Annotated in this window: 12 protein-coding genes; 6 read left to right on the forward strand and 6 right to left on the reverse strand. The window is 73.8% G+C overall.

Going from position 1 to position 13,163, the window contains the following annotated elements:
- Window positions 1-23: 23 nt before the first annotated feature.
- The 3 genes from KBB57_RS09665 (at window position 24) to KBB57_RS09675 (ending at window position 4,305) form a co-directional block, all read left to right on the forward strand.
- The gene (locus KBB57_RS09665) at window positions 24-1,754 is read left to right on the forward strand and encodes an ATP-binding protein (protein WP_290749218.1); all 1,731 of its coding nucleotides are present in this window, start codon (window positions 24-26) and stop codon (window positions 1,752-1,754) included.
- A gap of 5 nt (window positions 1,755-1,759) precedes the next feature.
- Entirely contained in the window at window positions 1,760-3,127 is a 1,368-nt protein-coding gene (locus tag KBB57_RS09670; RefSeq protein ID WP_290749220.1) for a sigma-54 dependent transcriptional regulator, read from the forward strand.
- Window positions 3,128-3,678: 551 nt separating this feature from the next.
- On the forward strand, window positions 3,679-4,305 hold the full coding sequence (locus tag KBB57_RS09675) for a WYL domain-containing protein (RefSeq protein ID WP_290749223.1): 627 nt from the start codon (window positions 3,679-3,681) through the stop codon (window positions 4,303-4,305).
- Window positions 4,306-4,349: 44 nt separating this feature from the next.
- Here the strand turns inward: KBB57_RS09675 and KBB57_RS09680 are convergent, their stop codons facing one another.
- From KBB57_RS09680 to KBB57_RS09690, 3 genes are all read right to left on the reverse strand, one after another.
- Entirely contained in the window at window positions 4,350-4,781 is a 432-nt protein-coding gene (locus KBB57_RS09680; protein WP_290749226.1) for a DoxX family protein, read from the reverse strand.
- Between the two features lie 147 nt (window positions 4,782-4,928).
- Window positions 4,929-5,504, reverse strand: a complete 576-nt coding sequence (locus KBB57_RS09685; protein ID WP_290749229.1) for a Uma2 family endonuclease — start codon at window positions 5,502-5,504, stop codon at window positions 4,929-4,931.
- Between the two features lie 161 nt (window positions 5,505-5,665).
- Window positions 5,666-6,130: a type II toxin-antitoxin system RatA family toxin gene (locus KBB57_RS09690; protein WP_290749231.1), complete on the reverse strand. Its 465-nt coding sequence runs from the start codon at window positions 6,128-6,130 to the stop codon at window positions 5,666-5,668.
- A gap of 112 nt (window positions 6,131-6,242) precedes the next feature.
- Between KBB57_RS09690 and hpt the strand changes: the two genes are divergently transcribed.
- Window positions 6,243-6,782, forward strand: a complete 540-nt coding sequence (hpt, locus tag KBB57_RS09695) for a hypoxanthine phosphoribosyltransferase (protein WP_290749234.1) — start codon at window positions 6,243-6,245, stop codon at window positions 6,780-6,782.
- A 4-nt stretch (window positions 6,783-6,786) separates the two neighbouring features.
- On the opposite strand, the gene KBB57_RS09700 is transcribed toward hpt, so the two are convergent.
- Together KBB57_RS09700 and KBB57_RS09705 are read right to left on the reverse strand one after the other, a co-directional pair.
- Window positions 6,787-8,340 (reverse strand): 2-isopropylmalate synthase, encoded by a 1,554-nt coding sequence (locus KBB57_RS09700; RefSeq protein ID WP_290749237.1) that lies wholly within the window; start codon window positions 8,338-8,340, stop codon window positions 6,787-6,789.
- Between the two features lie 238 nt (window positions 8,341-8,578).
- Entirely contained in the window at window positions 8,579-9,730 is a 1,152-nt protein-coding gene (locus tag KBB57_RS09705) for an acyl-CoA dehydrogenase family protein (RefSeq protein ID WP_290749239.1), read from the reverse strand.
- 133 nt (window positions 9,731-9,863) lie between these two features.
- On the opposite strand from KBB57_RS09705, the gene KBB57_RS09710 reads away from it, so the two are divergent.
- Both KBB57_RS09710 and KBB57_RS09715 read left to right on the forward strand, forming a co-directional pair.
- The gene (locus KBB57_RS09710) at window positions 9,864-10,556 is read left to right on the forward strand and encodes a helix-turn-helix domain-containing protein (RefSeq protein ID WP_290749241.1); all 693 of its coding nucleotides are present in this window, start codon (window positions 9,864-9,866) and stop codon (window positions 10,554-10,556) included.
- 411 nt (window positions 10,557-10,967) lie between these two features.
- Window positions 10,968-12,320 (forward strand): DEAD/DEAH box helicase, encoded by a 1,353-nt coding sequence (locus KBB57_RS09715; protein ID WP_290749243.1) that lies wholly within the window; start codon window positions 10,968-10,970, stop codon window positions 12,318-12,320.
- 208 nt (window positions 12,321-12,528) lie between these two features.
- Here the strand turns inward: KBB57_RS09715 and KBB57_RS09720 are convergent, their stop codons facing one another.
- Complete coding sequence (locus tag KBB57_RS09720; RefSeq protein WP_290749246.1) at window positions 12,529-12,996, reverse strand: glycine zipper 2TM domain-containing protein; 468 nt, start codon at window positions 12,994-12,996, stop codon at window positions 12,529-12,531.
- Window positions 12,997-13,163 lie beyond the last annotated feature (167 nt).

Consider the following 13,163-nt stretch of genomic DNA (forward strand, 5'->3'; position numbering starts at 1 on the left):
GGGCCCGTCCGGCCGCATTCTGGATGCGGCTCGGGCTCCTGAGCTCTCTCGTGCTGCTGGCGCTCGTCATCTGGGGCGGCAAGATCTATCTCACGCGCCTGTTCAGCGAGGACCAGAGCGCCGATGCCGCGGTCCGCGCCACGCTCTACGCCGGCAGCCTGCAGAGCGCGATGCAGCGGCACTCGGTGGTGCCGCTCCTGCTCTCGCGCGACCCGATCCTGATCGAGGCGCTGCATGACGGGCAGTTCTCCGAGGCGGACGAGCGGCTGAAGACCTTCCGCGAGGAGATCGGCGCCGGCTCGATCTTCCTCCTCGACGCCGGCGGCCGGGTGGTGGCGGCGAGCGACGACCGCCCGCGCGGCGAGGACGACAGCGGCGCCGACTTCTTCGAGCTGCCGATGGCCGACACGGCGAACAACACCGCCTACTCGATCATCGAGCGCCCCGACGGCGGCGGCTACGCCTTCCACTACTCGCGCCGCCTCGTCGAGGCCGACGGCGCGCCCCTCGGGGTGATCGTCGTCACCGTCGATCTCGGCCTCCACGAGGAGAGCTGGCGGCGGGCGCGGGTCAAGGTCGTGGTCACCGACGGCGAGGGCAAGGTGCTGCTCGCCTCGGAGCCGAACTGGCGCGGCAAGACGCTGGCGAACCTGCTCGCCATGGCAGACAGCCCGAGCCGCGTCGGCCAGGCGATCTACGAGGCCCGCCGCACCCTCGGCTCGCCGAGCTTCGTCTACATCGCCGGCGCGCCGCACCTGAGGAGCGAGGTCAAGGTCGGCTTCCGCAGCTGGACGCTGACCTACTTCCCGACGCTCGAGGGCGTGCGGGCGCGCGTCAACGCGGTGCTCGCGCTCATCGTCATGGGATTCGCCCTCCTCGTCGCCCTCGCCTTCTATCTCCTCTCCCGCCGCGCTCGCGCCGAGAGCCGCCGCATCCAGCGCGAGAGCGACGAGCTGCGCCTGCTGAACCGCCGCCTCTCCTTCGAGATGGCGGCGCGCCGGCGGGTGGAGCGCAACCTCAAGGACGCCGAGCAGAGCCTCGAGCAGGCCTCGAAGCTCGCCGCGCTGGGCCAGATGTCCGCGGCGGTCAGCCACGAGCTCAACCAGCCGCTCGCCGCGATGAAGACCTACCTCGCCGGCGCCCGCCTCCTCGTCCACCGCCGCCGGCCCGAGGAGGCGCTGTCGTCGTTCCAGCGCATCGACGACCTGATCGACCGCATGGGCGGCATCACCCGCCAGCTCAAGTCCTACGCGCGCAAGGGCGACGGCGAGATCGACCTCGAGCCCGTCGACCTCCGCGACAGCGTGCGCGCCGCGCTCTCGATGATGGCGCCGACCCTCAACAAGACGCCGGTCACCATCACCACCACGCTCCCCTCCGAGCCGGCCGTCGTGATGGCCGACCCGCTGCGGATCGAGCAGATCATCGTCAACCTGCTCCGCAACGCGCTCGACGCGGTGCGCGGCCAGCAGGACCGCCAGATCAAGATCTTCCTCGTCCTCGGCGAGACAGTGCTCCTCGCCATCGAGGACAACGGGCCCGGCATCGGCGCGCCGGACAAGCTCTTCGAGCCCTTCTACACCACCAAGAAGCCCGGCGAGGGGCTGGGCCTCGGCCTGGCCATCTCGGCCGGCTTCGCGGCGGAGCTCGGCGGCCGGCTGGTCGCGCGCAACGGCCCGGACGGCGGCGCCGTCTTCGAGCTGGTCCTGCCGCGCGACCGCGGCCAGTCGGCCTCCGCCCAGGCAGCGGAGTGAACCTGATGACCGCAACCCCCGGAAAGGCGCTGGTCGCCATCGTCGACGACGAGGCCGACATGCGCGAGAGCGTCGCCCAGTGGCTCCAGCTCTCCGGCTTCGAGACCACGAGCTTCGACAGCGCCGAGGCGGCGCTGAAGGCGCTCTCCCCCGCCTTCGCCGGCGTGGTGGTCAGCGACATCCGCATGCCCGGCATGGACGGCATGGCGCTGCTGCGCCGCGTCCAGACCATCGACCCCGCCCTGCCGGTGATCCTGATGACCGGCCACGGCGACGTGCCGATGGCGGTCGAGGCGATGCGGATCGGCGCCTTCGACTTCGTCGAGAAGCCCTTCGAGCCCGACCGCCTCGCCGACCTCGTGCAGAAGGCCTCCGAGGCGCGGGCGCGCACCGTCGAGACCCGGGCGCTGCGGCGCGAGATGTCGGACGGCGCCGTGGTGATGCGCCGCCTGATGGGGCGGAGCCCCGCCATCGAGAAGCTGCGCGAGACCATCCTCGACGTCGCCCAGGCCGACGGCAACGTGCTGGTGATCGGCGAGACCGGCACGGGCAAGAGCCTGATCGTCGCCGCCCTCCACGCCTGCGGGCCGCGGGCCGCGCGCCCCCTCGTCACGGTGAACTGCGCCTCGGTGGCCGCCGAGACGCTGGAGGCCATGCTCTTCGGCGGCGAGGGCTGGCCGGAGAAGCCGCTCGTCGACCAGGCCGAGGGCGGCACGCTCTGCCTCGAGGACGTCGAGGCGCTGTCGCCCGCCGCGCAGGCCCGCCTCCTCGAGACGCTGAACGCCACCGACCCGAACGCCGCCCCGAGCGCCGCCTCGACGCGGCTGCACTCGCTGCGCGTCGTCTCGGTGTCGAGCCGCCTCGGGACCTCCGCCCCCGGCGAGACGGTCATGCGCGACGACCTCTACTTCCGCCTCGCCGGCCTCGTCGTCGAGGTGCCGCCGCTCCGCGCCCGCGGCGAGGACATCCTGACCCTGTTCTCCGCCTTCTCCGTGCAGTTCGCCGAGGAATACGGCTGCGAGCCGCCGACGCTCAACGCCGTCGACGCGGCCAACCTCGTCCAGGCCCCCTGGCCCGGCAACATCCGCCAGCTGATCAACCTCGCCGAGCGGGCGGTCCTCCAGGCCCGCCGCGGCGAGCACAACATCTCGGCCCTGCTGATCGACGACGGCTTCCAGGCCCCGGTGATCGCGCTCGACGCCGAGAAGCCGCTCAAGGACCACGTCGACGCCTTCGAGAAGATGCTGATCGAGCACGCGCTCCGCCGCAACCAGGGCAGCGTCTCGGCGGTGATGGCCGAGCTCGCCCTGCCCCGCCGCACGCTCAACGAGAAGATGGCGAAATACGGACTCTCCCGCGGGGACTATCTCTGAGCCGACCGGCTCCAACCCGACCGGCCGCGGAACGGCGTCGACCCTCGCCCGACTTCTGATACCAGCTTCCGCTGTTCAGCTCCCGAGCTTCCCTCTCCGCGTCGTCGCCCCTCCCGGGCGGCGAGGTCCGTCCCGCGACGGCGCCCGCCGGGTGACATGCGCATGTCACCCGGCTCGACGCGGAGCGGTCGGGGCGGGGACGGCGGAACCTCGAAGTGAGGTCGCACGGCGCCGCGAAATGCGGCGCTGATGACGATGCAATGATTTTCACCGTTCATATTCAAAATATTTCGAAATATATTTGCGCGCAAATTCCAGACACAGGCAGGCACGCCCGCAATTTTCTTTACGCCGTCATTCTCCACCCGATCAACTTCGACATGCTCGGACCTGTCGATCCCGCCGGCCAAACGGAACAGATCAAGCGAGTCCGGTATGATAGTTGGGCCTCGCCCTCCCCCGCGGCCCCGCCCGCGGCGCGCCGAAAGAGGCTGGACCGACGCGGCCCTCCCGTGTCATCAAGGCCGCCTTTTTCCTCCGGAGGATTCGTCATGCGCCCCGGTCGCGCACAGCCGCCGACCCTGACCCGCCGCGCGCTCGTCGTCCGGCTGGCCGGAGGCGCCGCCGCGGCCGGCTGCGGGACCGCCGCGGGGCCGGCCGCCGCCGCGGCGCCGGCGCCGGACCCCGACCTGCGCGACGCGGCCTTGCGCGGGCTGGCGCTGGCCGCCTGCCGCGGGGATCCCGTCGCCGCGGCGGCGGCCGACGCCGCGCTGGCGCGGCTCGCCGGGACCGACCCGGAGGCGGCGCTGCTCGCCCGCCTCTACCGGTTGCTCGACGTCCTCCCTGCCGCGTACTGGCCGCACGACGCCCCGCGGGGCGTCCGCGAGGCGGCGGCGGGCGACCTCGCCATCCTGCACGCGGCCATCCGCGCCAGCCGGCCGGTGGCCTTCGGCTACACCGACCTGTCGCGGCGCGGGAGCGCCCGCGTCGTGCTGCCGCTGGCGCTGGTCCACCCGCCGCAGGGGGTGAAGCTCCTGGGATGGTGCGAGACCGCCGCGGGCTACCGCCAGTTCTTCGTGCGGGCCATCGAGGACCTGACCCCGCAGCCCGGAGACTTCGGCGCGCGGCGGCTCGCCCTTCTGGAGGGGCTGGTCGCCAAGGAGGCCGGGGAGGACTGACCCTCCCCGGCTTCCCGCCGTCCGGCTCGGCGCGCGCCCGCCCGTCAGGCGGCGGCGAGCCGCCCCGCCTGCCGGGCGTCGAGCGACCAGGCCCCGGCGCCGAAGGCGGCGAGGGTGAGGAAGCCGCCGGCGATCGAGACGTTCTTCCACGCCATCAGCGTCTGCATCACCTGCGCCATGCCCTCGGCCGACTGCGCCGGCAGGTAGTGGAAGAGATACGCGGTCACCAGCGAGAACGCCGCCAGCGCCAGCGCCGCCCACCGGGTCTGCCAGCCCACCAGCACGGCGATGCCGCCGCCGATCTCCAGCGCGATCGCCGGAATGGCGAGGAAGCCCGGCAGCCCGCCCAAGGCGGTGTAGGCCATGGTCCCGGCCACGTCGCCGAGCTTGGCGAAGCCGGCGGAGAGGAACATCGCCGAGAGAAGCGCCCGGCCCGCGAGGGCCAGCGCGCTGGAGGTCCGGGTGGTGGTGGTCATGCTGCTTGTCCTTGTCCCTGGCGCCGGGGGTCGGCGCCTTGCGGGCAGGATGTAGCATGGGTTCCATTTTGGGACGATACGTCCCATCGTCGCCAGACTGTTCACGCACGAGCGACGATCATCTGCCGCAGCGCCCTCGGGCCGGCGTCAGTCCGGGTCTCCCCACAGCGCCGACAGCGGGAACGCCACCGCCTCGAACGGCGGCACCCTAACCTCCTCGGCGTCCTTCAGGGCGGCGACGAGGACCCACGTTCCCTCGCGGAGCGCGAACGCCTCCAGCGTGCGCGCCTTCGGATCGACGAGCCACAGATGGGCGAGGCCGTGCCGGGCATAGGCCTCGCGCTTGTCGGTCAGGTCGAAGCTGCGCGTGCCGGGGCTCAGCACCTCGCAGGCCCAGTCGGGGACGACGTCCGACCACGGCCCGTCCGGCGGCGTCGGCATCCGCTCGCGGCGCCAGCCGGCAAGGTCGGGGACGAGCACGTCGTCGCCGAGATGCAGCTCCGGCTCATCGACGATCCACCAGCCGCCCGGTCCGCCGCGCCCGCGTTGGAAGGAACCGAGGAGCTCGCTGCCGAGGACGGAGGACGCGACGGCGTGGCGGAACGCCGGGCGCGGGTGGAGATGCAGCGCGCCCGCGACGATCTGCGCCGTCATGTGGGGCGGCGCGTCGATGACGTCCTGGTAGGTCGCCGGCCGCGGCGGCCGCTTGGCGTGCTCGTTCATCGCGGACCCTGTCTCGCCTCCCGCCAGCATACCCTGCCCGAGCCGGCGCGTCACTTGCATCGCGCGAGGGCTGGCTCCAGCCTGTGGATAACTGCCCCGTTAACACTTTTTACCATACACATCAGGCACATGACCCGCATCCCACTGTGGGACATCTTCCGCTACCGCCGCCCGTAGAGCTCCTCCGCCCGTCGCTCGAAGGCGCGGACCACCCGCTGCATCGCCTCGTGGAAGACGAGGCCGATCACCTTCTGCAGGATCACCGAGCGGAACTCGAAGTCGACGAAGAAGTCCACCTCGCAGGCCCCGCCCGGCGCCGGCAGGAACTTCCAGTGGTTGCGCAGGTAGCGGAACGGCCCGTCGAGGTACTCGACGAGGATCGTCCGCTCCGCCGGCCGCAGCGTCACCCGGCTGCCGAAGCGCTCGCGGAAGACCTTGAACGAGATCACCAGATCGGCGTCAACCACCTCGCCCTCGCCCTCCCCCTCCGGCAGCGGCGTGCGCGAGCGGATGCGGGCGGCGGAGACCCAGGGCAGGAACTCCGGATAGCGCCCGACGTCGGCGATCAGCGCGTACATCTCGTCGGGGCCGTAGGGGACGATCCGCGTCTCGGCGTGGGTGGGCATGGGGCGCGATCCCGGAACGGCGGCAGGCGGCGGCGGATTGTGGCGGGCCGGGATCGACCATAGAGTGCGCCGCGCCGGCAGGGCAAGCCGGGGGCGCGGGGGGCGGGAGCGCATGGGGCAGAAGCCTTACGTCATCGACGAGATGATCTCCGCGAAGGCGATCGCCGCCCGGGTCGAGGCGCTCGCCCGCGAGATCTCCCAGCATTTCGCCGGCACCGACAAGCTCGTCGTCGTCGGCCTGCTGCGCGGCTCCTTCATCTTCATCGCCGACCTCGTGCGCGAGCTCGACCTGCCGGTCGAGGTCGACTTCCTCGAGGCCTCCTCCTACGGCAATTCGATGGAATCGAGCCGCGAGGTGCGCATCCTCAAGGACCTGCGCGGCGAGATCGAGGGCCGCGACGTGCTGGTGGTCGAGGACATCGTCGACACCGGCTTCACGCTCTCCCACGTGCTCGCCATCCTGCGCACCCGCCGCCCGGCCCGGCTGGAGGTCTGCGCCCTCCTCGACAAGCCCTCGCGCCGCGAGGTGGACGTGCGGGCGACCTGGGTCGGCTTCTCGATCCCCGACCGCTTCGTGGTCGGCTACGGCATCGACTACGCCCAGAGGAACCGCAACCTCCCCTTCATCGGCGCCGTCCGCTTCCCGGAGTGAGGGGCTACTGCCCGACCGGCGCCGCCGGCGGATCCTGCCGCTTGCCGTCGACCCAGACCCCTTCCAGCGTGTCGCCGCCGGCGTAGCGCACCACGCCCGGCCCGTCCGGCACGCCGTCGCGGAAGCCGCCCTCGTAGCGATCGCCGTTGGGGTAGACCGCCACGCCCGGCCCGGTCAGCGCCCCGCCGGTCCAGACGCCCTCGAGGATCGTGCCGTCGGCGAAGGTCATCCTGCCCTGCCCCTCGCGGCGATCGGCGGCGAAGCCGCCCTCGTAGCGGCCGCCGTCGGCGTCGACCGCGACGCCCTGCCCGTCGCGCTTGCCGGCCGCCCAGCCGCCGGCGTAGCTCGACCCGTCGGCGCGGACGAGCCGGCCCTCGCCCTGCGGCAGCCCGGCCGCGAAGCCGCCCTCGTAGCGGTCGCCGCCCGCATAGGCCGCGACGCCGGCGCCCTCCAGCCGCCCGTCGACCCAGGCGCCCTCCAGCACCGTGCCGTCGGCCAGCGTCATCCTGCCCTGCCCCGAGCGCCGGTCGGCGGCGAAGCCGCCCTCGTAGCGCGCGCCCCCGGCCTCGACCGCGACGCCCTGCCCCTCGCGGCGGCCGGCCGCCCAGCCGCCCTCGTAGCGCGCGCCGTCGGGGCGCGACAGCACGCCCGCGCCCTGCGGCAGCCCGTCGGCGAGCCCGCCCTCGTAGACCGCGCCGTCCGGGTAGGCGATCCGCCCGTCGCCGACGAGCCGCCCCTCGACCCAGGTCCCGCTCTGCGCCGCGCCGTCGGCCCGGGTCAGCGTGCCCGGCCCGGCGAAGCGGTCGGCCGCGAAGCCGCCCTCGTAGATCTCGCCGGTGGCGAAGGCCGCCCTTCCCTGCCCCTCGCGGCGCCCGGCCACCCAGTCGCCGGAATAGACCGCCCCGTCGGCGCCCTTCAGCACGCCGCGGCCCTGGCGCACGCCGGCGACCCAGCCGCCCTCGTAGACCGAGCCGTCCTTGCGGGTGAGCGTGCCCTCGCCGTCGGGCGCTCCCGCGGCCAGGGCGCCCTCGTAGACCGAGCCGTCGGCATAGGTGATCGTGCCCGGCCCCTCGAGCCGCCCCGCCTTCCAGTTCCCCTCATGCCGGGACCCGTCCGGCGCGACGTAGACGCCCGCGCCCTCCTGCCGGCCGGCGACGAAGCCGCCCTCGTAGCGGCCGCCGTCGGCGAAGGTGGCGACGCCCTCGCCCTCGTTGACCCCGGCGCGCCAGTCGCCCTCGTAGCCGCCGCCGCCGGGATAGGCGATCCTGCCGCGGCCCTCGGGCTTGCCCGCCACGAAGCTCCCCTCGTAGACCGAGCCGTCGGGGAACTGCGCCCGGCCCTCGCCCTCGATCCGGCCCTCGACCCAGGCGCCCTCGTAGACGTAGCCGTCGGGCTGGCGGTAGACGCCCTGGCCGTGCTGGCGGCCATCCTTGAACGTGCCCTCGTAGACCGCGCCGGTCGGATAGTTCTTGACGATGACCCGGCCCTGGCCGGCCGCGCCGCCCGCCGCGAGCGCGAGCGAAAGCCCGATCGCCGCGGCGATCCCCCGAGCCCGCATGTCCTGCCCTCCGTCCTCTCGTCGGCCGGGACCATATGCCGCCCGCCCGGAGGCCCACAAGGCCTTCGCCCCCGATCCCGCCGCTGCGCACGGGCGTCCGCGCGCCGGCGCCGATGGCGAATCCGGGCCCCCGGGGCGACCGCCCACGCCACGGTCCGCGCCCCGGGACAGGCGTCGGCGGCAGGAGGGAACGCCCCTCCCGCCGCCGAGAAACAGGGCCGCGCCGCGGCCTTCGGGATCAGAAGATCGCCGCCGCCGGCTCGCCGAGCGCCAGCGCGCCGGCGAAGTCGGCCTGCGGGCCGGGGCGCATCGGGTGGTAGCGCGCCCCCTGCACGTCGCGGAAGCGCCGCTCCAGACCTGCGTCGCGGTAGAAGCCGGCGCCGCCCGCCAGCTCCATGGCGAGCTCCACCGCCTCGATCGCCTTCTCGGTGACCAAGGCCTTCGCCATCATCACCTCGTTGACGCTCGCCGCCGAGGGCTCGTTCCGCTCCACCGCCGCCAGCATCGCCTCGTGGCCGATCTGCGCCGCCCGCAGCGCCGTCTCCATCCGCCCGGCGATCGCCAGCCCGTGCGGCCCGACCCCCTTCTTCCGCGCCATCCCGACCGCGATGTCGCGCGCGCTCTCGGCCACCCCGAGGTAGACCGCATAGACCAGCGGAAACGCCGTCGTGGCGATGATCTCGAAGAGCGGATGCCAGACCCCCGCGGGCCGCTTCAGCGCCACCGCGGCGTCCGGGACGAAGAGCTCGTCGAGCACCACGTTCTGCGAGCCGGTGCCGCGCATCCCCAGCGTGCGCCAGACCTCCTCGATCCGCACCTCGGCCGCCTTCATCGGCGCGCCGAAATGGATCACCAAGCGCGTCCCGTCCTCCTCCTCGACCACCGCCCCGGTCATCAGCACGTCGCCGACCGGCGCGGCCGAGGTGAAGACCTTGCGCGCCGACACCCGCCAGCCGCCCTCGACCCGGCGGGCCACGCCCGAGCCGCCGATCCAGTCCGAGCCGCCCGAGGAGAGGAGCAGGATGCGCTCCCCCGCCACCCGCCGGAGCAGCGGCTCCACCGCGGCCACCTGGCGATGACGCCAGCGCCAGGCCGGGATCGCCACCTGATGCGTGTGCATCGAGAAGGCGAGCGCGGTCGAGCCGCAGGCATGGGCGAGCGTCCGCAGCATCGCGGCCAGCGCCCGCGGCTCCGCCCCGCCGCCGCCGAGCTCGGCCGGCACGCCCGCCTCCACGAGGCCGGCGGCGCGCAGCTCGGCGAAGTTCTCCGCGACGAAGCTGTCCTCCGCGTCGTGCGCCGCCGCCCGCGCGGCGAAGCCCGGCGCGAGCGCCGCGGCGACCGCCTGCGGATCGATCCGCGCCGGCTCCTTGATCCCTGCAATCTGGTTCATAGGAATTCTCCCGTCTCTGATGGCGGGAGGATCGCGCCGACGCCCCGGCGCCGCTAGTGCAGGATCTGTACTACCTCCCCGCCCCCGAAATGCGGTAGAATGCCCGCATTCGACGCGTGGGGACGATTTCGCGATGGAAAGCGCCAGCTACGGACAATTCTGCCCGGTCTCGATGGCGGCGGAGATCCTGTGCAGCCGCTGGACGATCCTCGTCGTGCGCGAGCTGCTCTGCGGCACCACCCGCTTCAACGATCTCCGCCGCGGCGTGCCGCGCATGTCGCCCTCGCTCCTCTCCAAGCGGCTGAAGGAGCTCGAGCAGGCCGGCGTGGTCCGCGCCGCGCCGGGCCCCTCCGGCGTCGTCGAGTACCGCCTCACCCCGTCCGGCGAGGATCTGCGCCCGATCGTCATGGCGCTCGGCGGCTGGGGCCACCGCTGGGTGGAGTCGCAGGTCTCGCTCAAGAACCTCGACCCGTCGCTGCTGATGTGGGACATGCGCCGCTGGCTCAACCCCGCGCCGCTGCCGCCGGGAAGGCGCACGATACACTTTCTGTACCCCGAGCTCCCGGAGAGCCGCCGCAACTGGTGGCTGGTCGTCGACGAGACCGGCGACGTCGACCTCTGCAACGCCGACCCGGGCTTCGAGGTCGACCTGATGGTCACCGGCCCGCTGCGCTCGATGACCGCGGTGTGGATGGGCCTCGCCAAGATGCAGCAGGAGGTCTCCGCCGGCCGCATCGCGCTCGACGGCGACGCGCGCCTCGCCCGCAGCATGCAGACCTGGCTCGGCCTCAGCCCCTTCGCCCCGGGCGACCGCCGCGTCGCCTGAGCGGCTGGCTCGCCGCCGCGACCCCCGAACGCCCCCACGTCGGCTCCCGCCGCCCCTTCCTACTTCTTTCTTTCTTCCCACCCTATCGTGCAGGTTCCCCCGCCCAGCGGGCGGGGGGAAGGGGGGTGGGAGAACGGCGCGCAACGGCGCGCAGGGGCCCCGCCCGCGCTTGCGCGGGTGGGGAGTCCGACTCCGGAGCGCAAAGGCGCTCCGTCGGTTCTGGAGCGCGGGCCGATCGCTCCGTCCCCCGCTTGCCCTTGCGGCGCCGCAGCAAAGACGCTATGTGACCTCCGAACGGTGGCGCAGCGGGGCCCCTTGCGGCCCGGCACCGTCTCAATCCGGTTTTCGTCACATGCGCCTGACGAGGGCGACAACCCGCAGGCCTCGCGGCCGGCGGGGAAGGAATATGACGTGACGACTACCGACTTCGCGGGCTTCGGGCTCGCGCCGACCCTCCTGGCCGCCTTGGCGCGCGCCGGCTTCACCGAGCCGACGCCGATCCAGGCGCAGGCGATCGCCCCGCAGATGGCGGGCCGCGACATCCTCGGCGTGGCCCAGACCGGCACCGGCAAGACCGCGGCCTTCGGCCTGCCGATCCTGCACCACCTGATCGGCCTCACCGGCCGCCCCGCGCCCAAGACCTGCCGCGCGCTGATCCTCGCGCCGACCCGCGAGCTCGCCGTGCAGATCGAGGCGAGCCTGCGCGCCTTCGCCGGCGGCGCCCGCCTCTCCACGCTGCTCATCCTCGGCGGCCTCTCCCGCGCCGGCCAGGTCCGCGCCGTCGCCCGTGGCGTCGACGTGGTCATCGCCACGCCGGGCCGGCTGACCGACCTGCTCGACGCCGGCGAGATCCGCCTCGACGAGACCCGCTTCGTCGTGCTCGACGAGGCCGACCGCATGCTCGACATGGGCTTCATCAAGCCGGTCCGCCGCATCGTCGCGGCGCTGCACCCCCGCCGCCAGTCGGCGCTCTTCTCCGCGACCATGCCGGCCGACGTGGCCGAGCTCGCCGGCGGCTTCCTGCGCGACCCGGTCCGCGTCGAGGTGACGCCGCAGGCGACCACCGTCGAGCGCATCGACCAGTCGGTCGAGCTGGTCGAGACCTCGGCCAAGCGCGCCCGGCTGCTGGCGCTCGTCACCGCGCCCGAGGTCGGCCGCGCCATCGTCTTCGCCCGCACCAAGCGCGGCGCCGACCGGGTGGCGCAGAACCTCGCGAAGGACGGCTCGCCCGCCGAGGTCATCCACGGCAACAAGGCGCAGAACGCCCGCCAGCGCGCGCTGAACGCCTTCCGGCTCGGCACGGTCAAGGTGCTGGTGGCGACCGACATCGTCGCCCGCGGCATCGACGTGCCGGGCGTGACCCACGTGGTGAACTACGACCTGCCCGACGAGCCGGAGGCCTACGTCCACCGCATCGGCCGGACGGGGCGCAACGGCGCCGACGGCGTCGCGGTCACCCTCTGCGCGCCCGACGAGATCGACAAGCTCCGCGCCGTCGAGAAGGTCTCGCGCCAGTCGCTGCTCCCCGCCCTCCCCGGCGAGGCCCGCGCCGCGCGCCGGCCCCAGCCCGGCCGCAAGCCGGCCCCGCAGGCGCCGCGCAAGCCGGCGGCCCATGCCGCCCGGCACGGCGCCGACCATCGTCCCGACGAGGCGCGCAAGCCCGCGCCCCAGCCCGCCCGCCACGGCGCCGCGCCGCGTCCCGACGAGGCTACCCGGCAGGCCGCCAACCGCCGCCGCCCCCGCCGCCGCAGCCCGGCGGCCTGAGGCGCTCCGTGCTGCCGCCCGGCCTCGGCTCGGGCGGCGTCGGCCGGCGTAATGCGCACGCCGCCGCGCGGGACACCGCGGGCGGGAAGCGATGCTACGCTTTCACGAATTCAAAGTAATATCAAAGACTTGATGTCTGTCCCCGCGGGGCGGAATTGAGGAGCGGTCCGGCGCGCCGCCCCGAGGGGGCGCGCCGGACCGGAAGACGTCAGGGCACCAGCCGCGTCACGCCGCCGCTCTGCACCACCTGCACCCGCTGGCCGATCGAGAAGCGCGGCTCGGCCTGGATGACGGCGATGGTGCGGCCGCTGTCGAGCTCGACCGTCCACTGCACCGACTGCTGCGTGGTGGCGGCGTTCGCCACCCGGTTGCCCGCCGCGGCGCCCGCCGTCGCGCCGACCACCGTCGCGATGTCGCGCCCGCGCCCGCCGCCGATCTCGTTGCCGAGGAGCCCGCCGGCGAGGCCGCCGCCGATGGTGCCCACCACGGCGGCCGGCGTGTTGCCGCCCTGCACCGTCACCGGCTGCGCCGAGACGATCGTGCCGAACGCGACGGTCTGCGCCCGCTGCGCCTGGCTCGCATCGACCGTGGTCCCGCTGTTCGGCGGATTGCAGGCCAGAAGCGCGGTCGCCGCCAGCGCAAGCGCCGCGGCCTTGATCGGACGTGCGAAGGTCATGTCGTCGTTCCCTTTCTTTCCCCCGGGGGCGTTCCCGGCCGGAGCCCCGGCCGCGCGAGCGCATAGACCTGCGTTCGCGGGCCGGTGTCAACACGGACCGGCCCGCCGCGGTTCCGCCGGCGCCGGCCCGCGCCCGAGCGGCGCGGCGCGCCGGCCCGGCCGGGACC

Source organism: Amaricoccus sp. (assembly GCF_017993425.1).
Lineage (GTDB): Bacteria > Pseudomonadota > Alphaproteobacteria > Rhodobacterales > Rhodobacteraceae > Amaricoccus.